23 protein-coding genes are annotated in these 24,006 nt (G+C 63.6%); 15 read left to right on the top strand and 8 right to left on the bottom strand.

Translation table 11 applies throughout. The features are described from left to right. The first annotated feature begins 135 nt into the window (after nucleotides 1-135). Nucleotides 136-696 (top strand): sigma-70 family RNA polymerase sigma factor, encoded by a 561-nt coding sequence (locus DKK67_RS04935; protein ID WP_111494959.1) that lies wholly within the window; start codon nucleotides 136-138, stop codon nucleotides 694-696. Then, a complete protein-coding gene (locus tag DKK67_RS04930) occupies nucleotides 693-1,412 on the top strand; it encodes an anti-sigma factor (RefSeq protein ID WP_111494957.1) in 720 nt (239 codons plus the stop codon). Before DKK67_RS04935 ends, DKK67_RS04930 begins: the two co-directional genes overlap by 4 nt. 69 nt (nucleotides 1,413-1,481) lie before the next feature. On the opposite strand, the gene DKK67_RS04925 is transcribed toward DKK67_RS04930, so the two are convergent. Next, entirely contained in the window at nucleotides 1,482-3,515 is a 2,034-nt protein-coding gene (locus DKK67_RS04925; RefSeq protein ID WP_111494955.1) for an NHL repeat-containing protein, read from the bottom strand. A gap of 316 nt (nucleotides 3,516-3,831) precedes the next feature. Between DKK67_RS04925 and DKK67_RS04920 the strand changes: the two genes are divergently transcribed. The 3 genes from DKK67_RS04920 to DKK67_RS04910 all read left to right on the top strand — a co-directional run bounded on the left by DKK67_RS04920 (nucleotide 3,832) and on the right by DKK67_RS04910 (nucleotide 6,659). Continuing rightward, a complete protein-coding gene (locus DKK67_RS04920) occupies nucleotides 3,832-4,710 on the top strand; it encodes an alpha/beta hydrolase family protein (RefSeq protein WP_111494953.1) in 879 nt (292 codons plus the stop codon). A gap of 156 nt (nucleotides 4,711-4,866) precedes the next feature. Further along, a complete protein-coding gene (locus tag DKK67_RS04915) occupies nucleotides 4,867-5,739 on the top strand; it encodes a helix-turn-helix domain-containing protein (protein ID WP_111494951.1) in 873 nt (290 codons plus the stop codon). Further along, nucleotides 5,736-6,659, top strand: a complete 924-nt coding sequence (locus tag DKK67_RS04910; RefSeq protein WP_111494949.1) for a lipase secretion chaperone — start codon at nucleotides 5,736-5,738, stop codon at nucleotides 6,657-6,659. Before DKK67_RS04915 ends, DKK67_RS04910 begins: the two co-directional genes overlap by 4 nt. 126 nt (nucleotides 6,660-6,785) lie before the next feature. Here the strand turns inward: DKK67_RS04910 and DKK67_RS04905 are convergent, their stop codons facing one another. Then, on the bottom strand, nucleotides 6,786-7,682 hold the full coding sequence (locus DKK67_RS04905) for a DMT family transporter (protein WP_204355728.1): 897 nt from the start codon (nucleotides 7,680-7,682) through the stop codon (nucleotides 6,786-6,788). 31 nt (nucleotides 7,683-7,713) lie between these two features. On the opposite strand from DKK67_RS04905, the gene DKK67_RS04900 reads away from it, so the two are divergent. Continuing rightward, the gene (locus DKK67_RS04900; protein ID WP_204355727.1) at nucleotides 7,714-8,709 is read left to right on the top strand and encodes a LysR family transcriptional regulator; all 996 of its coding nucleotides are present in this window, start codon (nucleotides 7,714-7,716) and stop codon (nucleotides 8,707-8,709) included. On the opposite strand, the gene DKK67_RS04895 is transcribed toward DKK67_RS04900, so the two are convergent. Then, a complete protein-coding gene (locus tag DKK67_RS04895; protein WP_111494945.1) occupies nucleotides 8,675-9,601 on the bottom strand; it encodes an AEC family transporter in 927 nt (308 codons plus the stop codon). The genes DKK67_RS04900 and DKK67_RS04895 overlap by 35 nt on opposite strands. Before the next feature lie 110 nt (nucleotides 9,602-9,711). On the opposite strand from DKK67_RS04895, the gene DKK67_RS04890 reads away from it, so the two are divergent. The 3 genes from DKK67_RS04890 to DKK67_RS04880 are packed head-to-tail and all read left to right on the top strand — an operon-like array spanning nucleotide 9,712 to nucleotide 11,999. After that, entirely contained in the window at nucleotides 9,712-10,593 is an 882-nt protein-coding gene (locus DKK67_RS04890; RefSeq protein WP_111494943.1) for a LysR family transcriptional regulator, read from the top strand. Nucleotides 10,594-10,595: 2 nt separating this feature from the next. Beyond that, nucleotides 10,596-11,102 carry a DUF6942 family protein gene (locus tag DKK67_RS04885; protein WP_111494941.1) on the top strand — a complete coding sequence of 169 codons (507 nt, stop codon included), beginning with the start codon at nucleotides 10,596-10,598 and terminating at the stop codon, nucleotides 11,100-11,102. Nucleotides 11,103-11,153: 51 nt separating this feature from the next. Continuing rightward, nucleotides 11,154-11,999 carry a DUF72 domain-containing protein gene (locus DKK67_RS04880; protein ID WP_111494939.1) on the top strand — a complete coding sequence of 282 codons (846 nt, stop codon included), beginning with the start codon at nucleotides 11,154-11,156 and terminating at the stop codon, nucleotides 11,997-11,999. Nucleotides 12,000-12,023: 24 nt separating this feature from the next. Here DKK67_RS04880 and zigA read toward each other — a convergent pair whose 3' ends face one another. After that, on the bottom strand, nucleotides 12,024-13,226 hold the full coding sequence (zigA, locus tag DKK67_RS04875; protein ID WP_111494937.1) for a zinc metallochaperone GTPase ZigA: 1,203 nt from the start codon (nucleotides 13,224-13,226) through the stop codon (nucleotides 12,024-12,026). A 173-nt stretch (nucleotides 13,227-13,399) separates the two neighbouring features. Between zigA and DKK67_RS04870 the strand changes: the two genes are divergently transcribed. Further along, on the top strand, nucleotides 13,400-14,038 hold the full coding sequence (locus tag DKK67_RS04870; RefSeq protein WP_111494935.1) for a DUF1826 domain-containing protein: 639 nt from the start codon (nucleotides 13,400-13,402) through the stop codon (nucleotides 14,036-14,038). A gap of 24 nt (nucleotides 14,039-14,062) precedes the next feature. On the opposite strand, the gene DKK67_RS21540 is transcribed toward DKK67_RS04870, so the two are convergent. Continuing rightward, nucleotides 14,063-14,269 (bottom strand): YjfB family protein, encoded by a 207-nt coding sequence (locus DKK67_RS21540; RefSeq protein ID WP_162628748.1) that lies wholly within the window; start codon nucleotides 14,267-14,269, stop codon nucleotides 14,063-14,065. Nucleotides 14,270-14,508: 239 nt separating this feature from the next. Between DKK67_RS21540 and DKK67_RS21535 the strand changes: the two genes are divergently transcribed. The 5 genes from DKK67_RS21535 to DKK67_RS04840 all read left to right on the top strand — a co-directional run bounded on the left by DKK67_RS21535 (nucleotide 14,509) and on the right by DKK67_RS04840 (nucleotide 21,125). Next, the gene (locus tag DKK67_RS21535; protein WP_162628747.1) at nucleotides 14,509-14,871 is read left to right on the top strand and encodes a hypothetical protein; all 363 of its coding nucleotides are present in this window, start codon (nucleotides 14,509-14,511) and stop codon (nucleotides 14,869-14,871) included. A gap of 39 nt (nucleotides 14,872-14,910) precedes the next feature. After that, a complete protein-coding gene (locus DKK67_RS04855) occupies nucleotides 14,911-16,287 on the top strand; it encodes a class II fumarate hydratase (protein WP_111494931.1) in 1,377 nt (458 codons plus the stop codon). A gap of 269 nt (nucleotides 16,288-16,556) precedes the next feature. Further along, a complete protein-coding gene (locus DKK67_RS04850) occupies nucleotides 16,557-18,089 on the top strand; it encodes a BCCT family transporter (RefSeq protein WP_111494929.1) in 1,533 nt (510 codons plus the stop codon). Between the two features lie 37 nt (nucleotides 18,090-18,126). Further along, nucleotides 18,127-20,142, top strand: coding sequence for a CocE/NonD family hydrolase (locus DKK67_RS04845; RefSeq protein ID WP_111494927.1), 2,016 nt, complete (start codon nucleotides 18,127-18,129; stop codon nucleotides 20,140-20,142). Nucleotides 20,143-20,201: 59 nt separating this feature from the next. Continuing rightward, nucleotides 20,202-21,125, top strand: a complete 924-nt coding sequence (locus DKK67_RS04840) for a LysR substrate-binding domain-containing protein (protein ID WP_204355726.1) — start codon at nucleotides 20,202-20,204, stop codon at nucleotides 21,123-21,125. Here the strand turns inward: DKK67_RS04840 and DKK67_RS04835 are convergent. The 3 genes from DKK67_RS04835 to DKK67_RS04825 all read right to left on the bottom strand — a co-directional run bounded on the left by DKK67_RS04835 (nucleotide 21,122) and on the right by DKK67_RS04825 (nucleotide 23,953). After that, nucleotides 21,122-21,634: a cyclic nucleotide-binding domain-containing protein gene (locus tag DKK67_RS04835; protein ID WP_162628746.1), complete on the bottom strand. Its 513-nt coding sequence runs from the start codon at nucleotides 21,632-21,634 to the stop codon at nucleotides 21,122-21,124. The two genes, DKK67_RS04840 and DKK67_RS04835, sit on opposite strands and share 4 nt — an antisense overlap. A gap of 144 nt (nucleotides 21,635-21,778) precedes the next feature. Continuing rightward, nucleotides 21,779-22,657: a hypothetical protein gene (locus DKK67_RS04830; RefSeq protein WP_111494921.1), complete on the bottom strand. Its 879-nt coding sequence runs from the start codon at nucleotides 22,655-22,657 to the stop codon at nucleotides 21,779-21,781. A 168-nt stretch (nucleotides 22,658-22,825) separates the two neighbouring features. After that, entirely contained in the window at nucleotides 22,826-23,953 is a 1,128-nt protein-coding gene (locus DKK67_RS04825) for a sterol desaturase family protein (protein ID WP_111494919.1), read from the bottom strand. Nucleotides 23,954-24,006 lie beyond the last annotated feature (53 nt).

Genomic DNA, 24,006 nt, shown 5'->3' with positions numbered 1-24,006 from the left:
ATTTCCAAACATTTCCCGCCGCACCTGCATCCAAATCGCAAACCGGGCGTAACCTATCTACACTGTTTCAAAACCGAACGGTTTCCAAACCGACGATGATGCCGGGCAGGTCCCGGCTGTGCTGATGGGGAACGCGTGCCAGAAGATAACCATGCATTCGACTACGAGACCTGTTTGCGCGATTGCGCCGCCCGCAACCAGACGGCCCTGCGATCGCTTTACCGGGAAGAAGCCAGCCGCCTGATGGGGGTGATCTACAACATCGTCCGGGATCGAGCCGCCGCCGAAGATCTGATCCACGACCTGTTCCTGCGCATCTGGCAGAAAGCCCACACCTTTGATCCGTCCCGCGGTACCGGTCGCGGCTGGATCTATTCCATCGCCCGCCATTTGGCGCTCGACGCCATCCGGTTTTCACGCCGCCGCGAACCCCGGGACCAATCCCCCGACGAGCTGCCGGACGTCAGCGACAGCCAGTGGTGCGAGCGCGTCAACACCAGCCACTGGGGCATGCAGAACGATCGGGTGCATGACTGCATCATGGCGCTGGAGCCGGAGCGTCGCACCTGCCTCTACCACGCCTACGTCAACGGCTACAGCCAGAGTGAGATCAGCGACCTGCTGGGCGCCCCACTGGGCAGCGTGAAGTCCTGGATCAAGCGCAGTCTTGTGGCGCTGAAGGAGTGCCTCGCATGACCGATCACAGCGATCAGGAGCCGCTGTTCGAGCTGGCCGGCGAGTACGTCCTGGGCACCCTGCCCGAAGCGGAGCGCCGAGAGGTCATCGAACGCCTGAAGACCGATGAGGAGCTGGCAGGCTGGGTAGCGTACTGGGAAAACCGTCTGGTGCCGCTGTGCGACACTGTGGACCCGATGCCGGTCCCCGACAGCGTCTGGCAACGCATCAGCGACAGCATTGCCAGCGATCCGGCACCGTCACCACAGGCTCCACTGCACACACCACGGCGGAAGCGGGATGGCTGGTGGCACAGCCTGGCCCTGTGGCGTGGCCTCACGGCAGCCGGCTTCGCGCTGGCGCTGCTCATGGGCATCGGGCTGATTTTCCAGCAACCGCAGCCCAACTACATGGTGGTGCTCGCCACACCGGATGGTCACGCGCCAGGCTGGGTGGTGGAAGCCAGCAATCGCCAGACACTGACCCTGACCGCACTGGGCAATTTCGACGTGCCGCAGGGCAAGGCCCTGGAGTTCTGGACCAAGGCCGACGACTGGAGCGGCCCGGTATCGCTGGGCCTGGTGCAACCCGGCCAGCCGCTGCGCATCAACCTGAACGACCTGCCACCGCTGCAGCCCAACCAGCTGTTCGAGATCACCCTGGAAGACGCCAGCGGTTCGCCGATCGGTCGTCCCACCGGGCCGATCGAGTACATCGGCCGGGCCGTGGCGCTGTAGTGTTCCGCTAACGTCCGTCAGAAAAAAAAGACCCGGGCCAGGCCCGGGTCTTTTTCATTTCGCGGTCGTCTATTCCGGCTTCAGCACGATCGACTCCGGTGCCGTGGCCGCCACGCTGTCGCTCGGCGCCACATTGCCGGTCAGGGCGGCGTCGCTGAGGAAATCACGCCAGACCTGGATCTGGCCGTTGATCTTCTCCGCCACGTACAGGTCCGCGCCGTCGAACGCGATGTCCACCGGATTGCCCAGCCCCGTCAGGTCGGAGCCATCACCCGGGTTGGCGATGCGCTTGCCTACGTTGGTGGTGCCGTCGGAAGACGATGCGTCGGGAATCGTCATCAACGCGCCATCGTCAGCCGCCGCACCGGACCCCACATCGCTGATAATCAGCACGTCGTCCGACGCCACGTAGCGAATGCCGTGGATGTTGGTCGGCGCGGCGAACGGAGTACCACCCATGGCCGGCGTGATGAGCCGGTCCGGGCCGCCGTCGCCAAGGTCGGCGGAGAAGTCGTCGTAGGCCGCTACCGTGCCATCGGTCAGGGCCACGTAAAGCGCATCGCCCTCGGCGTCGTAGTCGCTGTCCCAGGGCGCGACGCCACCGGTGCTGACCACCGTCGGCGTGGCGTTTCCGCTGGCGCAGGCGCTGAAGACCAGCACTTCCGCACCGGCCTGCTCCGCGACGATCATCAGGCCCAGGTCGTCCGCCAGTTCGATGCCCTTGGGCGACATCAGCCGCGTGTTGGAGCCGGTGATCAGCCGGTCCCGGCTGCCGTCGAAATTATCCCGCGCATCGATCGCGCCGATCACCGCAATACCGCTGTTGGCGGTGGTGCCGTCGTCGTAGGTGATGTAGGCGTTGCCGTCGCGATCCAGGGTCACGTTCTCTACGCTGTCGAGTCCGGCGTCGAACGCCAGCGCCGGCGCCGCGGCGAGCGTCGATTCATTGGTGAACAACTGACCGGACGTGGCCGAACCGGTCGCCGGGTTGCTGGTGGTCAGCAACTGGTAGGCGGTGTCCGGGTCGAGGATATCGGTCACGCCGGGCGCCGGGTCCGTCTCCAGCACCACTTCGATCGACTCGGGGGCCGGCGTATCCAGCACCCGATCGGCGGCCACATTGCCGCCCGAACGACTGAAGATGTTCTGGTAGACCAGCACCGAGCCGCCGCCGTTGGCCTTCTCGGCAATGCGCACGTCGGTGCCGGTCAGTTGCAGGTCCACAGGATTGCCCAGGCGCGTCTGGTCACCCTTGATCGTGGTGGTGGCAATGACCTGGCCGTCGGCGGTGCTGGCGCTGTCGACCACGTACAGCTTACCGTCGTCGTCCGAGCCGGCCTCGCCGACGTCGCCGATCACCAGGCGGTCACCGTCGGCATCGTAGTCAATGCCGTGCAGGTTGACCGAGGGTTCCCCGTCGCCGTCGACGATGGAGAAGGTGCGGTTGGCGCCGCCCACGCCCTGATCCTGGGCAAAGCGGTCGAACACCGCGACGGTGCCGTCCACCTGGGCTACGAACAGGCGGTCGGAGGCGTCGTCATAGACCAGGTCCCAGGCGTTGGCGGCGAGAGCGACGGTGGCCACGGGGGCCACATCGCCCGAGGCCGACGCTCCCATCAGCAGCACCGTGCTGGCGCCGTTGTTCGCGACCGCGATCAGGCCTTCACTGGCAATTCGGGCAATGCCCTTGGGGCTGGAAAAGGTGGTGGTGGCGCCGGTGATTTCGTAGCTGGCGTCACCCGTCATGCGAGTCTCGGCGTTGCAGGCGGTGACCAGCCGGCCGGTGCTCATCAGGTCGCCGGCCTGCACCAGGTGGCCGGCCTCATTGACCAGGACGCCCTCATTGGCACCGGTGGTGTAGGTGTTCATCAGTTCCAGGTCTTCGTCGCGAACGCGGACATTGGTGTCTCCGCCGCCACTGTTGCTGGCAACGTAGACGGTTGCCGCGGCGAATTCCGGCGCGCCGCCACCCACCCTATCATCGTCGTCGTCATCATCGTCCAGCCAGCAGCCGGAGAGTCCCAGGGCCAGACTCGAAACGGCGAGGGCGAGAAGCGTCCGTTTCGGCCATTCTGCGTTTCCAGACACGTGCGTGCGTTCCATATCGTCACCTTGTTCATTGGAATGTGGGCATATTTGTTGGAATGCCGGCGCGCTTCACGGCGTCCTTCGAAGCGGCCTCAAGGTGACTACTGCCGAACCGTGTTTTTGGAGGCAGCCGATCCAGACACGGCCCAACAAAACGAACAAAGACCCTCGCCAGCCCCGGGAAGTACCAGCAGAACGCCGGAAGTGCCAGATCGTGAAAGCCGTCGGCGGGATCATCCAGTAGCGTCGGCCTGGATGGCGGTCGTCCGGACGACGACGGCCAACGCGGTAACAACATCACAACAAGCGTCAATCAGTCAGGGGTAATGCCATGAACACATTGAAAAAGCTGAGCTACGCGCTGGTCTGTGCGCTGCCGTTCGCGGCGTCGCTGCACGTCAGCACCGCATCCGCCGACTTCACCCGAGGGCCGGATCCCACGGAAGCCTACCTGGAGGCCAGCAGCGGACCCTATAACGTCGACACGGTCAACGTTTCATCGCTGGTCAGCGGCTTCGGCGGCGGCACCATTCACTACCCGACCGACACCACCGGCCAGATGGGCGCCATCGTCGTGATTCCGGGCTACGTGTCCTACGAATCGTCCATCGAATGGTGGGGCGAGCAACTGGCGTCGCACGGTTTTGTGGTCATGACCATCGACACCATCACCATCTACGATCAGCCGGGATCGCGCCGTGACCAGATCGACGCCGCGCTGGATTACCTGATCGACCGCAGCGATTCCTCCTTCAGCGCCATCAGCGGCATGGTGGATCCGAATCGCCTGGGTGCCGTGGGCTGGTCCATGGGCGGTGGCGGCACGCTGCAGCTGGCCGCCGACGACCGACTCAGCGCGGCCATCCCACTGGCTCCCTGGAACTCCAGCTTCAACGATTTCGATGAGATCGAGACACCCACGCTGATCTTCGCCTGCGAGAACGACGTGGTCGCGCCGGTGTCTTCCCACGCCTCGCCTTTCTACAACGACATTCCCGGCTCCACCGCCAAGGCCTTCTTCGAGATCAACAACGGCGATCACTTCTGCGCCAACGGCGGCAACCTCAACAACGCGGTGCTCAGCAAGTACGGCGTCTCCTGGATGAAACTGCACATCGACCAGGACACCCGCTACGCGCCGTTCCTGTGCGGCCCGGACCATGAAGACCAGTATCGGATCTCCGAATATCGCGGCACTTGCCCGTACTAGCCGGCAAAAACGGTCGATGCCGCGAACCGCGGTTGAAAACCCGTCTATGCTGCGAAGAGACGTAGGACGTTTCCACGGCCGGGCCCGGGTGGCCCGGTCTACCTGTTCACTGGACACGGACGGTCCGACAACGGACTCCGCCAACCGGAGCACGCGATGGACAACAAAAACAACCTTGCCCCCGTTAGCCTGCGATCCCCGAAACTGTGCCTGTGGAACCGGGAGGGTGTGTTTCTCGGCACGCATTACGCCCGCCAGGAACCGCACCGAACCACCCAGGAACGACTGACCCTGTGCCTGAACGGCACCTTCACCTTACGCGGCGCCGACGGCGCCCCCATCACCACGCGCAGCTGTCTCACCCCGGCCGGTCTCTGGCTCGACCATTCGGTCCTCGACACCCGCAAGGCGGTGGTGGCGATTTTCTTCCTGCCACCCTTCTCACGGGACTACGCCTCCCTGGGCCGGCTGATGCGGGAAGCCTCCCCCGGCATCTATTACCAGCATCCGGACGAGGAGGCGCTGATCCGCGAGCTGATCGCCATCCGTAACGCCCCGGACATCAGCCCCAATGCCGCACGCCAGCGCCTGCGTCGGCGTCTTCTGCCCAACACCCCGCGCCAGGCCGATTTGCCCGGCTTCGACGCCCGCATCGTGCGCGTGGCTCATCGCATCCGGGAATCCCTGGGCGCGCCGTGCCCGCTGGCAGAAATGGCCGCCTCGGTACATCTGTCCGGCTCGCGGCTGGAGAAGCTGTTCAAGAAACAGGTGGGCCTGACCATCACCCAGTACCGCATCCGCTACCGGGTCTCGATCAGCACCATCCTCATGGCTCTCGGCCACTCGATGACCGACGCCGCCATGTACGCCGGTTTTTCCAGCTCGGCACACCTGTCGCGCTGCTACCGGACCGTGAACGGCATGAGCCCGTCCGCCATGTTCCTGCAGCCACCGTACCTGCATCCGCTGGTGGACGAGTCCGCCCTGGAACTGGTGGCGCCGCTGCTGGGAAGCCGGGTGGCGGTATGAGTCACAGCGATGGGCGGCCAAACCCGCGGCGGGCGGCTCTGCTGGGGACCACGCTGCTACTGCTCGTCGCTGGCAGCGTCTGGTTCTGGCCAGAGCCGTCGCCCAAACCATCTGCCCACGCAAGCGGAAGCGAGCTTCCGGCCGAGCAGCATGAGGCCTCCCCCATACCACAACCGAGACCCGGGAAACCGCTGCCCGTCGCAAAAGGACGTCGGGACGACGGAATGTCTGGTGAACCGGTTGCGGACATCCCGTTTACTGTGGACGGTGTTTTCCAGCTTGTTCAGGCCATGCGGCTGGACGATACCGGTAATCTGGTACCCGATAACAATGCCCGTCAGGCTCTCGAACGGATTTTCCATAACGGAGCACTGATGCTGTCCGAGCAACAGCTTGGCCACCTGGCAGAGCTGATCCGGGCGGGTCTGCCGGGCCCGGCCGGCGAACAGACCGCAACGCTGGCCAGCGACTACTACCGTTTCCTCGAAGCGCGCCGAACGCTGGCCGCCCCGAACGGGGCGGATGGCCGCTCTCCGACGTCCCCCGAACAGAGGTACCGAGGCTTGCAGCAATTACGCGTAAGCCAGCTCGGCGAAGAGCTCGCCAATCAGCTATTCCGCGCATCCGACGCCCACTTTGAATACATGCTGGCCGCACGCCGACTGCAGGCGAATCCGGATCTGAACCTCGAGGAAAAACTCAAACGCAGCAAGGCCCTCAACAATACCCTGCAAACGGACCTGATCGAGGTAGACAACTGGCCTCAACGGCGAACCCGCTACCTCGAACAGAAGCGCCTCATTCTGGACGCCGCCCTGCCTGATGAGGACAAGCAGCGCCAGATCGACGACCTGTTCACCGACACCTTCGGAGCCGACGAGCGGCAGGTGCTGGCACCACTCAATCTGAACCGTCTTTGATCTCTCTCCCCATACCCGCACCCTGACGATCATCCTCCTGAAGGAGCGCAAACCCGCGCGAGCTCATGTCTATGCTCTTCGCGGCGAAAAATGACTCCGGCCCGGCTGACGCACTTGCGGTGGCCGTCACGACCGCCGGACCTGATAGATGCCGGCCAGCACCAGGGCCGTTCCACACAGCTGCGCCCAGGTCATCGGCTCAGCCAGTATCAGCCAGCTGAAAAAGATCGTCATGACCGGACCGAGCATGCCCACAAGCACGGTCCGCCCCGCGCCAATGCGCTGGATCGCTCCTGACTGAAAGAATATCGGCATCACCGTCGAGAACAGAGCCATTGCGGCGCAATACCCGTAGACCGGCAGCGGCTGAACGAGGTCGCTGACCGGATTTACCGCCAGGAAATGAAGTTGCGCAGCGGCAATCGAAATCACCAGGGCAAGAACCGAGAAGCGGGCGGCTCCGAGTTTGCTGATCGAAACTTCCGAGAAAGCATTGTAGGCCGCGTACGACACCGCTGAGGCAAACACCAAACCCGCGCCAATCCAGGGGGCGGCACTGTCTTCTGACACCTGGCTGTCGCTGATAAAAACCAGGCTGACGCCGGCATAACACAGCGCCAGTGCAATGCTCAGTCTGACGCTGAGCGGTTTGTTGAGGAACAGCAGGCCAATCAGAATCGTGATGGTCGGGTAGGTAAACAGGATGACCCGCTCCAGCCCCGCCGAAATGTACTGCAACCCCATGAAATCCAGTATCGAGGCACCGTAATAGCCGGTTAGCCCGAGAAATACCAGCAACAGCCAATCCTTCCAGCCCAGAGCGGGCCCGCTGCGCAGGTAGGCATAGCCCGTGATAACGAACAACGGCAAAGAGAACATCATCCGCAGGGACAACAAGGTTACGGCATCGACCGGTGCCACCTGGTAGGCGAGCTTGACGAAGATCGCCTTGAAAGAGAAACCGAAGGCAGCCAGTACCGCGAGTACCATGCCGGACTGCCGGGAAGACATCTGGGTGAGCATCGAGAGGACTCATCATAAAGGATTCGATAATATGAATCCTATAAACCACAGACGCCTGCTAGAATTGCTATTTCACCAAACCACTGTTCGTTATTTACGAATTCTCTCGATGAAATACAATCTGACCGACTTACGTCTGTTCATTGCCATCGCTGAATGTCAGAGCCTGACGCACGGTGCCGAAAGGGCATTTCTGGCTCCGTCGTCGGCAAGTCACCGAATCAAGATCCTGGAATCGTCCCTGGGCACTGCGCTGCTGCGACGGCGTGCCCGCGGCGTTCAGCTCACCCGTGCCGGGGAGGTTTTCCTGCGCCATGCCCGGCAGGTTTTCGCCAAGCTGGAACAGATGCACTCCGATCTGGCCCCCTATGCCGATGGCGTGCAGGGCCATGTGCTGCTTTGGGCCAACACCCATGCCATTCACAGCTACTTACCCAACGATCTTGCAGCGTTCCTCAGTCACAACCCGCGGATCAGCGTGAACCTGGAGGAACAGACCAGCTCCGACATTCTCGCCGGCGTGGCCCGCGGAGAAGCAGAGATCGGGATCGTAGCCGGGCACGATGACCACCAGGAAGTAACGCTACAACCCTACCGGGAGGACCGTCTGGTGCTGATTACCGAAGAAGGGCATGCCCTGGCCGGTACGGCGTCGATTTCCTTCGCAGACGTCCTGTCAGAGCCGTTCGTGATGCTTCATGCCGGCTCGGCCATTCACACCTTTACCATGAATACCGCGTCTGGCCTGGGAGCACACCTGAACGTTCGAGTTCAGGTCAAAAGCTTTGAAGCGGTATGCCGCATGGTGGCCGCCGGTGTTGGCATTGGCCTGGTGCCAAAAGAAGCGCTCAGGCAGTCCGGTAACCAGTCCCTCGCCGTCATCGAAGTGGAAGAAGACTGGGCCCAGCGTGATCTAAAGATCTGCACCCATCCCAAGGCCACCCTGTCACCGTTTTCACAGGCATTGATCGATCACCTCATCGGCGGCGACGTCACCCCATCCAGTAAAGACAAAACGACAACGTGACCAGCGACCCCACCGTCGAAAACAACACCGAACTGGCCACCACCGACGCCTCGCGCCGATAGAATTCCGCCAGCATGAACGGCCCGGTGCCCGTGGGCAGCGCGCTGAGCAGGAGGGCCGCCTTGGCCCAGAACGGCGGTAGGTGGAACACGTGGACCGCCAACCACCAGACCAGCAGCGGGTGGACGATCAGCTTGATACCGACCAGCCCCAGCGCGCCGTTGGCCGGGCCGCGCTCGCGCTGGGCCAGGAACGCACCGAGGGAAACCAGGGCGCAGGGCGTGGTGGCGGCGCCCAGCATGTCGAGGAACTGCCCCGCCGCCTGGGGCAGCTCCAATCCCGACAGGGCCCAGGCGCCGCCCAGGATCGGCGACACCACCAGTGGATTGCGGGCCAGCGCCACCACCACCTTGCGCACGGCCCGCAGCGCCGAAGGTTCGTTTTGCAGGCCCACCTCGACGCAGACGATGGCAATGGAAAACAGCAGGCACACCACGATCAGCGTGGCGATCAGGGCGGGCTCAAGGCCGTCATCCCCCAACACCAGAATGCACAGCGGAATGCCGATATAACCGGTATTGGCGTAGGACGCACTGAGGCCGTCGATGCTCGCATCCGCCAGGTCGCGCCGGACCAGCCAGCGGTAGCCAACGGTGATCGCGAACACCAGCAGCGTTCCCAGGGTCACCACCGCAATAAAACCGGGATGCCAGATTTCCTCGGCGGAGGCGGTTGCGGTGGACATGAACAGCAGTGCCGGCAGGCACAGCCAGACCACGAAGCGGTTGAGTTCGGAGGCGGCGGTGTCTCCCAGGCGACCGGTCCGGCGGCACACGTAACCGGCCAGGATCAACCCAAAGATCGGCAACAACACATTCACCACAGCCATCATCGGCAGACTCCACTCAAACGCCCGAATAGAAAGCGCCAGCCTACCCTTGGTCACCGATACCGTCTAATGCTATATATATAACCTTTCGATACCCAATACGCATCAATGAAATGGACCTTCGCCAACTGCGCAGTTTCCTGGTGCTGGCAGAAACGCTGAACTTCAGACGGGCCGCCGAGCGCCTGAATATGACCCAGCCACCGTTGAGCCGGCAGATCGCCGCCCTGGAAGCCGATCTGGGCACACCGCTGTTCCGACGTCATTCCCGGGCCGTGGAACTGACTCCCGCTGGCGACCAGTTCCGCAGGGACGTCGGCCGGCTACTCGGTGATCTGGACGTGGCCGTGACCTCGGCGCGGGCCGCGGCCCTGGGGGAACGCGGCACCCTGACCATCGCCTTCACCATGTACGCCGCGTGGAATACCCTGCCCGAGATGGTCGCCGCCTTCTCGGAGACACACCCCGACGTATCACTAGGCCTTAACGAAACACTGCCCCGGGACCTGCATGAGGCCCTGATCCAGGGTACCGCAGACGTGGGCATCAGTTTCCCGCTGCGCTTTGCGCATACACTGAAATACCGCCCGTTGTTTCGGGAACCGCTTTGTGCGGTCCTACCGGAGACGCACCGGCTTGCCGGCGCGCGTCAAGTGTCGGTGGGTGACTTGGCGTCGGACCCGTTCATCACCTTCCCCAGCCGCACGGCGCCGGCGCTGCACGAGGCGGTCACCGCCTGTTGCCGGCTGTACGACTTCGATCCCAGCATCCGCGTGGAGACGCACCTGCAGCAGACCATCGTCAACCTGGTGGCACAGGGCCTCGGGGTCGCGCTGGTGCCGGATTCGATGCGCCGGATGCAGCTGCGCGGCGCCGTGTTCCTGCCGCTGGAGGAGTCATCCGACGTGGAACAGGGCGTCTACTGGAACGACGCCAACCCCAATCCGTGCCTGCCGCGCTTTATCGACAGCCTGCGGGCGCCGTATCGGAGCTGACCATGCCACCATCCGACACCTCAACCCAGCCGGATAGCCTCGGCGCCGCCGCTCCCCGCCTGGCACTCTACCTGCCGCACCGACCGAACGGCCTGGCGCAGCTTGTAGACGATCCCCGGGCGGACGCCCTGGTCGCCGCCAACTCCAATCACTGGCGCAAGATCGTCACACTGCTGTCGAAAATCACCAGCCCGGCGGCGGACGACTGGCGCCGTTTCCGGGACGACGCTCTGTTCGGACAGACGGCCCTGTGCTTTACGCCGCAGTTGCTGAAGATCGACGGCTGGCACTGGATCGGCGGCAAGGACAACCTGCAACGCTTCGAGGGCCTGAGTCACAACGCCCGACCGCTCGATCGCTGTCCCGGCGTGGCCATCGACCCCGACCGTCGCCTGCTGCTGACGCCCTACCCGGACTACCGCCAACTGAGCAACGGGCTGGTGAGCCGGATTCGTGAGGAGCTGGCGCAACACGACTTTTACGCTCGATCCGGGCACACACATCGGTAGAATAAGCGGCGAACCCAAGACGCGACGATCCACCACAATCCCGACTGGACCATGACCCGCCCCTACTTTCTCGGCAGCCCTCAGTGGCACGATCCCAAGTGGAACACCCAGCTTCCGTCCGGCCGCAGCCCGCTGGAGCGCTACAGCCAGGTGATGAACACTGTGGAAGGCAACACCACCTTCTACGCCACACCCAGCCAGGAGCAATGCCGCCAGTGGCGCAGCCAGGTGCCGGCTGACTTCCGCTTCCTGTTCAAGTTTCCCCGCGCCATCAGCCACGACCGCCTGCTGACCGGCGTGGACGCCCAGGTGCGGGATTTCCTGGAGATCCTCTCCCCACTCGACGACGTGCTGGGGCCGTTCCTGATCCAGTTGCCGGCCGCCTTTGGCCCCGAGCACCTGAGTAACCTGTGGGGGTTCATTGAGGCCCTGCCGGCGCCGCTGAGCTGTACGGTCGAGGTCCGGCACAGCGCATTCTTCGGCAAGGGCGAAGCGGAGAAACAGCTCAATCGCGGACTGCGGGAACGTCAGGTGGCGCGGGTCTGCCTCGACAGCCGCGGGCTCTTCTCAGCGGTGCCGGACTGCGACGCCACCGTCGATGCCCAGCGCAAGAAACCCCAGGTGCCGGTGCACCTGTTGCCGGTCGACGCCCCGCCGGTCGTGCGCTACATCGGCCACCCGGACCTGGAGGCCAACCGGCCCTTCCTCGCGCCCTGGGTGGAGCGGGTCGCCGGCTGGATCGAGGCCGGCCAGCGGCCGTTCGTGTTCATGCACATGCCGGACAACGGCGATGCGCTGTCCCTGGCCTCGCTGTGGAGCACCCTGCTCAACGAACGCCTGCCGCAGGCGGACACCCTCGACCTGGTGGACGACACCTCCCAGATGGGCCTGTTCTAGACGGGCCCTCCAGACATCCCGGATTTACTGCCAGGCCGGGAACGGGTCGTTCAGGGTCTGCCAGAAAGAGCGGCCCGCCATCAACTGCTCGTCGTCCAGCAGGCAGTCGTCCAGTTGCCGGCAGACCGCCTCCCGGTCCAGGTCCTGACCAATGAAGACCAGCTCCTGGCGCATATCGCCGAACGGCTCTTCCCAGCTTTCCATGATCATCCGGCGGAACTCCGGATCCTCGGGCCAGTTGGACTCGGGCACGGCTTTCCAGAAGGTGCCGGCAAAGCCGTGACGCGCGATGCCACCGGCCTGGCTCCAGTGGCCCGCGAATTCCGGTCGTGACGCCAGCCAGAAGTAGCCCTTGGAGCGGATCAGTTTGCCGCCCTGCCACGGCTGATGAAGAAAGTCGTGGAACTTGGCCGGATGGAACGGTCGGCGGGCGCGATAGACAAAGCTGCCGATGCCGTACTCTTCGGTTTCCGGCACGTGCTCGCCACGCATTTCCTTCAACCAGCCCGGCGCCTGCTGGGCGCGCTCGAAGCTGAAGCGGCCGGTACCCAGCACTTTATCCAGCGGCACCGCACCGTCGCGAATGGGCAGGATCCCGGCTTCGGTGTTCAGACTGCGCAGCACGCCGGTGAGTCGTTCCAGTTGCGCCGGCTCCACCAGGTCGGTCTTGCTGATCAACAGCAGATCACTGAACTCCACCTGATCCACCAACAGGTCCGCCACGCTGCGTTCATCTTCTTCCCCCAGACTTTCGCCGGTCTGCTGAAGGGATTGCGCCTCGTCGTAGTCGCGCAGGAAATTCACCGCGTCGACCACGGTCACCATGGTATCGAGCCGGGCAACGTCGGACAGACTCACGCCGTTCTCGTCGGCAAAGGTAAAGGTCTCGGCCACCGGCAGCGGCTCGGAAATGCCGGTCGACTCGATGACCAGGTAATCGAAGCGCCCCTCGGCAGCCAGGCGGCCCACTTCGACCAGCAGGTCTTCGCGCAGGGTGCAGCAGATGCAGCCGTTGCTCATCTCCACCAGTTTCTCCTCGGCGCGATTGAGCTCCACTTCCTGCTGGACCTGGGCGGCGTCGATGTTCACTTCGCTCATGTCGTTGACGATGACCGCCACGCGACGGCCTTCGCGGTTGTTCAGTATGTGGTTGAGCACGGTGGTCTTGCCGGCGCCCAGGAATCCGGACAGCACGGTGACGGGCAAATCCGCAGCGGACAAAGGCATGGTGGGTCTCCTCATGTTTTATAGGGCGAGAGGCATTAACGGCGACACGGCCCGCAAAGGTCGTGTGCGTTTTCATCATCGCTATGCATTGCAAATAGCATGTTATAACATAACAATAACACAATCACGCAAGCGTCATGACTTGCCCTGATCAAATACCTGGAGCGACGACCATGACCCATTTCCCCGAAACGATTTCCCAGCCACTGGCCGTTGAAAGCACCCAAGCCGAATGTCTGACCGAAATTTTCCGGGACGACGTCAACCTGACCGTCTGGAAGCGTCCGCCGCTCCCCGGCGCCCAGACATTCGCCCAGTCGCTGTTTGCCCACACGAACAAGCTGGAGCGTTTCATCAACCTCGGTCCCGGGGAACCGGCCAACGCCCTGCTGCCGGACTGGGCCCGCCAGCTCGATGGCGCGGCCGCCTGGCTGGATGATGTCAATCAGCTCATCGACATGTATCGCTGCCTGTTCGAGCCCGATGCGGTGGGCGTCCGCCTGCACGCGCTCAACGGCACCATGTGCCCGCGCTTCCACACCGACCGCGTTCCCGTGCGCCTGCTATGCACCTACCGGGGAACCGGGACCGAGTGGCTGCCCGAGTCCGCCGTCGCCCGGGGCGTCGGTGCCGACCCTCTGCCCAACCAGACGCCAGGGGAAGGAGAGATCCAGCAGGTTCCACCCGGCGCGGTGGCGCTTCTGAAAGGGGAAGCCTGGATCGGCAACGAAGGCCGGGGGCTGGTGCACCGCTCGCCGGACGCCAGCCGCTTGCCCCGCCTGGTGCTGGGGCTGGATTGGCTGGCGGATTAATCCGGGGAGAAAACGCCCGCGCGTTCAGACGCGGACGTCGATCTGGCTGCCGATGTTGGGGTTGGCACTGGTGGCCGTGGTCGGCGCCGCTTCGGTCACGCCTTCGAGGAGTTGAAGCGCGCCACTGGCGGCCATGTCCTGGGCGGATTTCAGGACGCTGATCTGCACCTGCTCCCGGAGCTGACTCTGGCTAAGCTGGGTGCTGAAGCTGGCGATGGAAGCAACATCCATAGTGTGGCCCGGCGATTGGGATAACGTTGGGAGTTTTTGATTCACTGCCGAGGCTACCAGTCCCCCATCCTCAAAGATAGCCACCCTGCCACGACACTCGACCGATCCCGCAACCGCATGACCCGCCTCCTCAACGAGCTTGACGATGCGCCTCCACACAAAGAGAATGCAAATCAATCTCATTAAAGAGGATCAGGAAAGCTGGCGCGTCATTCCGCCGGCTTCCAGTAAGGACCGATATGCCAGGCTCAACGCCCTTTGCCCAGCGACTCAGAACCCGAATCCGCCACGGCCTGGAACCGGACAACCCGGCACTGGTCATGATGTGGCTCGACTTCGAGGATAACCAGTGCGCCGGTTCCCCGTGCGATCAGCAGTGGCGCTGTTATCGAGACGCCGTCGACCTGCTTCTGGAAACGTTTACCGACGAGCTGAACCCCTCCCACTGGCGCGTTTTCTGTCTGGACCAACTGGTGCGGCCACTGTGCTGCCTGCAACGCCTGGCCGGCAGCGACGAACGGCACGAAGAGCTCCAGGGCCTGTTGCAGGAGATCAGCACGCTCTCGCATTTCTTCTGCCCCAGCCTGTCCCGCCCCGACTGATTTCCCACACCCACAACCAACACCGTTAAGGAACCGAGCATGGCAACACGTATCGAACGCGACAGCATGGGCGAACTGGAAGTAGCGGAACAAGCGCTCTACGCCGCCCAGACCCAGCGCGCCATCAACAATTTCCCGGTCAGCGGCCGGCCTATGCCGGAGCCGTTTATCCGCGCGCTGCTGCTGGCCAAGAAAGCCGCCGCCCAGGCGAACGCGCGACTTGACCTGCTGGACGCCACCATGGGCGCGGCCATCGGCGAAGCGGTGGATCATCTGCTGGCGCAGGACAACCTGATGCAACACTTCCCGGTGGACGTGTTCCAGACCGGTTCCGGCACCAGTTCCAACATGAACGCCAACGAAGTCCTGGCCACCCTGGCCAGCCGCAACAGCGGCGAGACCATCTCCCCCAACGATCACGTCAACTACGGCCAAAGCAGCAACGACATCATTCCCTCGACCATTCACATCAGCGCCGCGCTGGAGCTGAACGAGCGGGTGCTGCCGGCACTGGCGTACCTCTCCGACGCGATCAAGGCCAAGGCGGAAACGGTCAAGGATCAGGTCAAGACCGGGCGAACCCACCTTATGGACGCCATGCCGGTGCGCCTGGACCAAAGCCTGCTCAGCTGGGCCAGCCAGATCGACCAGAACATCGAGGCCCTGAAGAACACCCAGCCCATGCTGCAAAGCCTCGCCCAGGGCGGCACCGCGGTGGGCACCGGCATCAACGCCCACCCGGAATTCGCCGAAAACTTCAATCAGCAGCTGACGGAGCTGACCGGCGTCCGCTTCACACCGGCCGCCAACCTGTTCACCCACATCGGCACCCAGGATGTGGCCGTATCGGTGTCCGGCCAGCTGAAGATGACCGCCGTCTCGCTGATGAAAATCGCCAACGATCTGCGCTGGATGAACTCGGGACCGCTGGCCGGTCTCAGTGAAATCGAGCTGGAAGCCCTGCAGCCGGGCTCGTCGATCATGCCGGGCAAGGTCAATCCGGTGATCCCGGAAGCCACCGCCATGGTGGCCGCTCAGGTCATGGGTAACGACACCACCATCACCGTGGCGGGGCAATCCGGCAACTTCGAGCTGAACGTCATGCTGCCGCTGGTGGCCCGCAACCTGCTGGAGAGCATGACGCTGATCGGCAACGTCTCGCGCCTGCTGGCCGACAAGGCCATCGCCACATTCACCGTGAATGAATCGAGCCTGAAGCAGGCGCTGTCGCGCAACCCGATCCTGGTCACGGCACTGAACCCGATCATCGGCTACCTGAAAGCGGCGGAGATCGCCAAGCTGGCCTACAAGGAAGGGCGCCCGGTGATTGATGTGGCAGTGGAGAATACCGACCTGTCCCGGGAGGAACTGGAGCGCCTGCTGGACCCGGCCAAGCTGACCCTGGGCGGCCTGTAACGCCCACCGCCAAAGCCGGATCGCCTCCCCTCGCCCGCCCCGGGTGAGGGGAACGACAACCGGCCTTCCGGCCCCGTCCGGAAGAGGCAACGCCACCCCATGCAACACAAGCATCGACCGGCGCCCGATTCCAGGCCCTGCAAGACCACAGCCATGCGCCAGGCGCATACCCCAATGACGAGAAAGCGTTTGCCGGCCCCCTACCCCCGCTCCCTACAATAGCTCGCCATAAGCGACTCTTTGTACATAACGATAACGGAGCGGTACTTATGCAGGGCTCTCTGCGACACGGGGTCTTCTGGCCCACATTCATCATTTTGATGTCGGCCGTTGTGGCCAGCTACGTCGACCTCGATGCGTTCCTGTCCGTCACCAAGGAACTGAACAGCGAGATTCTCGACCACTTTTCCTGGCTGTTCAGCCTGGGCAGTCTCTACCTGGTGATCCTTGCGGTCATCGTCTACTTCTCCCCCATCGGCCGCATCCGCATCGGCGGGGAAGGCGCCACGCCGCTGCTCTCCCGGCTGCGCTGGTTTTCCATCACCCTGTGCACGACCCTCGCCGTGGGCGTGCTGTTCTGGACCACCGCCGAACCGCTCTATCATTTCATGGGCCCGCCCGGCTCGTCCGGCATCGAAGCCGGCTCCGGCGACGCCATGCTGTTTGCCATGTCCACCATGTTCCTGCATTGGACCATCACGCCCTACGCCATCTACGCGGTACCGGCGCTGATCTTCGCCCTGGCCTTCTACAACCGTCGCCAGCGCTTCTCCATCTCCAGCATGCTCGAACCGCTGGTCGGCCCTCGCATCCAGCGCTTCAGCGGGCTGATCGATGCGCTCGCGCTCTACTCGCTGGTCGCCGGCATGGCGTCCACCCTGGGCACCGGTGCGCTGACCCTGGCCGGCGGCGTGGGCCAGTACCTGCCGGGGGATACCTCGCCACTGCGTCTGGGCGTTGTGGTTTCCATCGTGGTGGTGACCTTTGTGATTTCCGCCGCCAGCGGCCTGAAGAAAGGCATTGCCCGACTGTCCGCGCTCAACGCCTGGCTGCTGCTGGCGCTGGGGCTGTTCGTGTTCATCGCCGGGCCGACCGTGTTCATACTGCAACTGGGCACCGAATCCCTGGGCGTGTACCTGGACGACTTCTTCGCCAAGAGCCTGTTCACCGGTGCCGCCGGACAGGACAACTGGCCCTACGGCTGGTCGATCTTTTACTGGGCCATCTGGTTCGCCTGGGCGCCGGTCTCCGCGCTGTTCCTGGGCAAGATCTCGCGGGGCTATACCGTGCGCGAGTTCCTCCGCATCAACCTGCTGTTCCCGGCCGCGTTCTCCGGCACCTGGATCATCATTTTCTCCGGCACCGCCCTTTACCTCCAGCGCGAAGCGGGCGTGGACCTGTACGCAGTGCTGAACGATCAGGGCGTGGAACACGTGCTCTACACCGTGTTTGGCGAGCTGCCGCTGTCCGGGCTGTGGGTGCCGCTGCTGCTGTTCATCGCCTACATCTCCTACGTGACGGCGGCGGACTCCAATACCGATGCCATCGGCAACCTGTGCACCCGGGGCCTGACCGCGGACTCCGACCTCAACGCGGGCCTGAAAATGAAGGTCCTGTGGGGCGCGATCGTCGGCATCGTGTCCTGGGTGATGGTGAGCTTCATCGGCGTCGACGGCGTCAAGATGCTCTCCAACCTGGGCGGCCTGCCGGCAATGCTGATCATCCTGCTGGCCACCAGCGCACTGTGGATCTGGCTGCGTCATCCGGAGCGGCTGCAGTTGCCGCCATCCAAACCCAAGTAATCCAGTTTCAAAAGCCATCAAGACTCAAGGACACCCCATGAGCATCAAGCACGACTTTCCGTATGCGGTGACCGAAACGGCGCATTTCACGATCCCGCTGTCCGACGGCACCAAACTGGCCGCCCGCCTGTGGCGGCCGGATACCGAGGAGCCGGTGCCGGCCATCCTCGAGTACCTGCCATATCGCAAGCGCGACGGCACCGCCGTGCGCGACGCCCTGACGCATCCCTACTTCGCCGGTCACGGCTACGCCTGCCTGCGGGTGGACATGCGCGGCAACGGCGAGTCCGACGGCCTGATGGCGGACGAGTACGCCGAGCAGGAGCAGAAGGACGGCCTGGAAGTCATCGCCTGGCTGGCGGCGCAGCCCTGGTGCAGCGGCCAGGTGGGCATGATGGGTATCTCCTGGGGTGGCTTTAATTCCCTGCAACTGGCCGCCCTGCGTCCGGAGCCGCTGAAAGCGATCATCACCCTGTGTTCCACCGACGACCGCTTCGCCGACGACATCCACTACAAGGGCGGCAACCTGCTCAACGAGAACCTGGGCTGGGCCTCGACCATGCTGAGCTTCTCCGCCGCCGTGCCCGACCCGCAGCTGGTCGGCGACCAGTGGCGCGAGATGTGGAAGCACCGGCTGAACAACATGCCACTGATGGCCGAGACCTGGATGTCCCACCCCACCCGCGACGACTACTGGCGTCACGGTTCAGTGTGCGAGGACTACCGCGACATCCAAGCAGCGGTCTACTGCGTCGGCGGCTGGGGCGACGCCTACAAGAACAGCATCCCGCGCCTGATGGAACACCTTCCGGGACCGAAGAAAGCCATGGTCGGCCCGTGGATCCACAAGTACCCGCACTTCGCCCTGCCCGAGCCGTCCGTCGGCTTCCTGCAGGAGGCGCTGCGCTGGTGGGACTACTGGCTCAAGGACATCGACACCGGCGTGATGGACGAGGCCCCGGCCCGCTTCTACCTGCAGGACGGTCTGCCGCCCAAAGCCATGCACAGCGAACGCCCGGGCACCTGGGTGGAAACCGAAGCCTGGCCGGGCGAGGCCGTGGCCGCACGTGAGTACTTCCTGACCGAATCCGGTCTGCAATCAGAGGCATCCCCGCTGGCGGCGCCGCAGACCATGACCACGCCGCTGACCGCCGGCACCGGCCAGGGCGAGTACTGCGCCATCTGGTTCGGCCCGGACCTGCCGACCGACCAGCGCCGGGACGATGCCTGTGCCCTGACCTTCGACAGCGAGGCGGCGGACGACTGGCTGCCGATCCTGGGCCAGCCGGAAGTGAACCTGCGGCTGTCCAGCCCGGAAGACTGCGGCCAGCTCACCGTGCGCCTCAACGATGTGGGCCCCGACGGCAAGGTGGCGATGGTCACCTACGGGGTGCTCAACCTGGCGCTGCGCAACGACCGCGCCACCTACGAGCCGCCGGTGCCGGGTGAGCCGATGGACGTCACCCTGAAGCTGGATATGGTGGGCTACCGCCTGCCGCCCGGGCACAAGCTGCGGGTCTCGGTCAGCTCCGCCAACTTCCCGCTGCTGTGGCCGGCTCGCAAACGCGCCGACCTGCGTCTGGAAGCGGGCCTGCAACGCCTGAGTCTGCCGGTCTTCACCGGCGACGCCATCGACTGCCCGTTCGAAGCGGCGGAATCCGCCGAGCCGGCGCGGCTGGAGACGCTACGCGCCGGGGCCCCGCGTCGCACCGTTCGCGAGGATGTGGCCAGCGGCGAGGTGTCGGTGATCATCGAGGACGACCTGGGCGCCATGCGCTTCCTCGACCACGGCCTCTGGGTCGATCAGCACTGCCGCGAGATCTACACCGCTGATCCCGAGGATGCCGACAAGGCCCGCGCCGAGATCGAGTGGCACTACGAAGCCGGCCGCAGCGAGGGTGACGGGCAATTCCACGTCACCGTGAAAAGCTACCACTGGCTGACCTGCGACGCCGACAACTTCTATCTCAAGGCGGAACAGAAGGCGTTCGAGGAGCGGGAACTGGTCCACCACAAGACGTGGGAACGGGTCATCCCGCGCACCGCCGTGTGAGCCGCAGCGCCGGCTCCGCATGGTATGCTCCGGGGCACTCGATGTTCCCGGAGCGTGCCATGTCCCGATCGTCCCTGCCGCCGCTGTCCTGTCTCCAGGCGTTCGAAGCGGCGGCGCGTCACTGCAACTTCACCCAGGCGGGCGCTGAACTCAGCCTCACCCAGAGCGCCATCAGCCGCCAGGTCAAACGGCTGGAGGACGATCTGGGGCGCCCGCTGTTCGAGCGCCGCGCCGACGGCCTGACCCTGACGCCCACCGGCGAACACTTCTTCCGCGTGGTCCAGCGCCTGCTGCGGGAGCTGGCCAACGAAACCACCCATCTGCGCGCCCGTGGCGACGATGACCGACTGACCATCGCCTCCAGCCCCACCATCGCGTCCATCTGGCTGGCCCGCCAGCTGCCGGAATTTCAGGCGCTGTTCCCGGACATCGCCATCCGTATCCTGACCGTCGAGGACCCGCATCGTCTGGACCTGTCCGAGTTCGATCTGGGCATCTACTACCACGTGCCCGGAGAAGTGGAACCGCCGGGGCTGAGCTGCGAACCCATCTTCGCCAACGAGGACGTGATCGCCGTCTGCGCACCATCGTACCTGGACCAGAGCGGGAAGCCCGCAGATGCCGGGGACCTGCTGCGCAATCACACGCTGATGGTGGTGGAAGATCACTACCACGACTGGCTCACCTGGCAGGGCTGGTTCGAAGCGCTGGGGTTCGACTGGCACCCACCCGAGCGTACGCTGCGGGCCAACAGTTACCAGTTGCTGATGAACGGCGCGCTGGCCGGACAAGGTGTTACGCTCGGCTGGGCCAAATTGCTGCGGGAGGATCTGGAGCAACGCAACCTGGTTCAGGTGCTGCCCGAGCGGCTACCCAGTCAGGGCTCACTCTCGCTGTTCACCCCGACCCACCGGCATATGACAGCGGCCATGCGTCATTTCCGCAACTGGCTGGTGGACCCTTCGCGGCTGCCGGAGAGCTAGTGTCCCTTCTGGTAGCTATGGTGCAGCTCGTAATCCTGTTCCGCGAGCGTGCTCGCCATGTTGATGAAGGCCCGCGCTGTGCCGCGCACCAGGTTGAGAAGCATCAGACCAAAGGCGTCCGGTTTCTGCTGCTGAAGGTCCAGGAAGTGACCGGAGGTGATCTCAAGCACCACCGCGTCCTCCACGGCCATGGCGAAGGCCGGGCGTGCCAGTAGCGCGATCATGGGTACGAACCCCATATCGTCGCCCGGATCGTGGCAGCGTGCGAGTGTCCAACCGCCGTCGCTCCGGGGCATATAGCTTTTCATCTGGCCGGTCAGCACGATGTAGAAAGCGTCGCTCCGCTCGCCCACTTCATACAGGTGCTCACCCGCATCCAGCGCGAGTACGCGACCTGCCTGCAACAGTTCCAGAACCACAGTCTCCGGCAACGCTCCGAAGGTAGAGAGTTCACAAAAGTAGGCGGATCCCTGCGCCTGCCAGAATTCCAGGGCATCGATCTCGCGCATACGTTTGCCCGCTGGGTGGGTCGCTGGTTTTCTCAGTATAGCCGCCATTGGCGGGATGCGGATCAGCCGCCGGCGCCAGACACACAAAAGCCGCACGTTTTACCGCGCGGCTTTTGCTGGCGTTCATCATTTCGGTCGTGAAGCTCACTCCACAGCGACGCCCTCATCAACGCGGCCCGCCAGCAGCACGTCCCGGAAAGAGAGGTAGTAAGCGCCGTTGATCACCAGCGCGAACAGCCAGACGGCCAGCGCCATGACGATCAGGAAGATCACCATCGAGGTGCTGAGCGCACCGCCAATCATCGGGATCAGCAACACCAGGAAATAAACGGCCCCGATGTTCATGGCGAAAATGCACAGTACGAACAGATTCTTGAAGCTCGCCCGGAAGCTGTTCGCCAGCGCGGAAATAACGCCGGCGCCCGACACGATGATGAGCGGGATGGCGTAGCAGAACAGCGCCGTGACCACCGCCACCCCCAGGAGAACCAGAGCAAAAACGATGCTGGTGCCACCCATCATCGAGCCCATCATCCGGTCGTAGCTGCCGTGGGGATTGAGAATGCCCATCATCGCATCGCTGGAGCCAAAGAGTTCGAAGGCGAGGTAAACCAGCAGACCGTAAACGGCCGTCACCAGCAGCATGGCGATGATCAGCAGGAAAATCCCCAGGATGCTGCGCCCCCGGAAGCCCCGGAATACGTCATTGATCCTGGGCTGCTGCTCGGCGGTGCCATGGAACAGGGCCATCATGCCCGACTGCAGCAACATGGCTACGAACATACACACCATGATCAGCACCAGCGTTCCGAAGCCGGGATTACGCGGCTGCGCCGCTACCATGCCAAACTGGATCAGGACAGTCCCAATCGTCACGATCAGATAAGCCGGAACAATGGTCTTCCAGTGAGCACGAATCAGGCGATAGGCATCGATGATCCAGCTCAGCGGCGGCCCCGCTTTGATCTTGCGGACCTCGATGGCGGTCGATGTATCGGAAAAAGCCTCAGACTGCGTATTCATCCTTGAAATTCCTTGAGTTTCTATACCGTGGCCAGATAACGATCCAGATCGCTGGATCAGGCACGCAACCCTAACAGAATGTTAATCTTTCGGAATGCGCTATGACCTACATCCGTGTAGGAAATTGCCTACACCGCGCGCGTTTGGTCTATCCCGTCCAGGCCTCCCTCAGTCCCGGCGGAACCACCCACGAAACGGGAACAGGAACTGCCCCACAATCCCGTCCGGAATATCGTCGGAGACGGTGCCGTAACGGCTGGCCAGATGCTTCGGCAAATAGACGGTGCGGAACAGTATGTCGTAGATCGGCAGGAAGCCGGCGTAGTTCTTATCGATGGCCGCGTCTTCGGAGGAATGGTGCCAGTGATGGTATTCCGGCGTCGCCAGGATCCAGCGCAGCACCGGGAAACGGAAGCGCACGTTGGAATGGATAAAGATCGCGTGGAACGAGATGAAGATCAGGTAGGCATAGAGTGCCGAGGGAGCAAACCCGAGCACGAAGATCGGCAGGTAGCCGGCAAACCGGTTCACCAGGATTTCCAGCAGGTGCAGACGCGACGACGCCAGCCAGTTCATCTGCTCGGTGGAATGGTGGATGGCGTGGAATTTCCACAGCGCCGGCACTTCGTGCATTGCCCGGTGGAGCCAGTAGGTGCCCAGATCCACCACCAGCAGGATCTCAATGAACTGCAGCCACACCGGTTGGGCCGCGACCCAGAGCTGCAGGTCCCAGGTGGTCACGCTGTGCAGGAAGACCTGGATCGGGATCACCGTGAAGAAACTGATCAGCTGCACGCCCATATGACTCACCATGAAATACTTCAGATCGGTGATCCAGCCCTTGCGCAGGATGCTCTGCCGGGAATCCTTCGGATAGGCACGCTCCAACGGAATAAAGACCAGCGCCAGAACCACCAGGGTGAGAATGAAGTAGTCCAGCCCCACGTAGAGCCCGCGGCTGTCGATGTTGGGCGCCTCAATCCGGCCCGACGCCAGCAGGGCCGCCGCAACCGCCAGTCCCATCCCGGTCAGGCCGTATCCGGGCGATTCGTGTCGGGCCATGGCGAACAGTCCGAAACCGAAACTCACGGCGATGCTCAACTGCAGCAGATAGCGCATCACCTCCGGGTTATAGGCCGCGCGGAATTCGGGCATGGTGAGCAGTTCGGGCATCAGAAAGCACAAGGCACCCAACAACGACATGGCCCCGAAGAAAATGGACACGGTCGCACTGCCCTTGCCATTACCCGGCGTCAGGTCGACGTCCTCATACTTGTCCCGCAAGCGCTGGCTCATATTCGCTAACTCCCTGTCTGGCGAATGAAAGGGCGGAATCTATCCGAATGGGG

The sequence above is a fragment of the Marinobacter bohaiensis genome (assembly GCF_003258515.1).
GTDB lineage: Bacteria > Pseudomonadota > Gammaproteobacteria > Pseudomonadales > Oleiphilaceae > Marinobacter_A > Marinobacter_A bohaiensis.
The sequence above is the reverse complement of the archived record's forward strand: the minus strand, read 5'-3'. Positions and strand labels throughout refer to the sequence as shown.

What these genes read in the sequence shown, in the direction of transcription:
- DKK67_RS04915 (WP_111494951.1), top strand. Translation starts at nt 4,867, where the DNA reads ATGGACAACAAAAACAACCTTGCCCCCGTTAGCCTGCGATCCCCGAAA.
- DKK67_RS04895 (WP_111494945.1), bottom strand. Translation starts at nt 9,601, where the DNA reads ATGATGGCTGTGGTGAATGTGTTGTTGCCGATCTTTGGGTTGATCCTG.
- zigA (WP_111494937.1), bottom strand. Translation starts at nt 13,226, where the DNA reads ATGCCTTTGTCCGCTGCGGATTTGCCCGTCACCGTGCTGTCCGGATTC.
- DKK67_RS04850 (WP_111494929.1), top strand. Translation starts at nt 16,557, where the DNA reads ATGCAGGGCTCTCTGCGACACGGGGTCTTCTGGCCCACATTCATCATT.
- DKK67_RS04925 (WP_111494955.1), bottom strand. Translation starts at nt 3,515, where the DNA reads ATGGAACGCACGCACGTGTCTGGAAACGCAGAATGGCCGAAACGGACG.
- DKK67_RS04870 (WP_111494935.1), top strand. Translation starts at nt 13,400, where the DNA reads ATGACCCATTTCCCCGAAACGATTTCCCAGCCACTGGCCGTTGAAAGC.
- DKK67_RS04920 (WP_111494953.1), top strand. Translation starts at nt 3,832, where the DNA reads ATGAACACATTGAAAAAGCTGAGCTACGCGCTGGTCTGTGCGCTGCCG.
- DKK67_RS21540 (WP_162628748.1), bottom strand. Translation starts at nt 14,269, where the DNA reads ATGGATGTTGCTTCCATCGCCAGCTTCAGCACCCAGCTTAGCCAGAGT.
- DKK67_RS04900 (WP_204355727.1), top strand. Translation starts at nt 7,714, where the DNA reads ATGAATCCTATAAACCACAGACGCCTGCTAGAATTGCTATTTCACCAA.
- DKK67_RS04835 (WP_162628746.1), bottom strand. Translation starts at nt 21,634, where the DNA reads ATGCGCGAGATCGATGCCCTGGAATTCTGGCAGGCGCAGGGATCCGCC.
- DKK67_RS04930 (WP_111494957.1), top strand. Translation starts at nt 693, where the DNA reads ATGACCGATCACAGCGATCAGGAGCCGCTGTTCGAGCTGGCCGGCGAG.
- DKK67_RS04890 (WP_111494943.1), top strand. Translation starts at nt 9,712, where the DNA reads ATGGACCTTCGCCAACTGCGCAGTTTCCTGGTGCTGGCAGAAACGCTG.
- DKK67_RS04845 (WP_111494927.1), top strand. Translation starts at nt 18,127, where the DNA reads ATGAGCATCAAGCACGACTTTCCGTATGCGGTGACCGAAACGGCGCAT.
- DKK67_RS21535 (WP_162628747.1), top strand. Translation starts at nt 14,509, where the DNA reads ATGCCAGGCTCAACGCCCTTTGCCCAGCGACTCAGAACCCGAATCCGC.
- DKK67_RS04825 (WP_111494919.1), bottom strand. Translation starts at nt 23,953, where the DNA reads ATGAGCCAGCGCTTGCGGGACAAGTATGAGGACGTCGACCTGACGCCG.
- DKK67_RS04830 (WP_111494921.1), bottom strand. Translation starts at nt 22,657, where the DNA reads ATGAATACGCAGTCTGAGGCTTTTTCCGATACATCGACCGCCATCGAG.
- DKK67_RS04885 (WP_111494941.1), top strand. Translation starts at nt 10,596, where the DNA reads ATGCCACCATCCGACACCTCAACCCAGCCGGATAGCCTCGGCGCCGCC.
- DKK67_RS04910 (WP_111494949.1), top strand. Translation starts at nt 5,736, where the DNA reads ATGAGTCACAGCGATGGGCGGCCAAACCCGCGGCGGGCGGCTCTGCTG.
- DKK67_RS04840 (WP_204355726.1), top strand. Translation starts at nt 20,202, where the DNA reads ATGTCCCGATCGTCCCTGCCGCCGCTGTCCTGTCTCCAGGCGTTCGAA.
- DKK67_RS04855 (WP_111494931.1), top strand. Translation starts at nt 14,911, where the DNA reads ATGGCAACACGTATCGAACGCGACAGCATGGGCGAACTGGAAGTAGCG.
- DKK67_RS04880 (WP_111494939.1), top strand. Translation starts at nt 11,154, where the DNA reads ATGACCCGCCCCTACTTTCTCGGCAGCCCTCAGTGGCACGATCCCAAG.
- DKK67_RS04905 (WP_204355728.1), bottom strand. Translation starts at nt 7,682, where the DNA reads ATGCTCACCCAGATGTCTTCCCGGCAGTCCGGCATGGTACTCGCGGTA.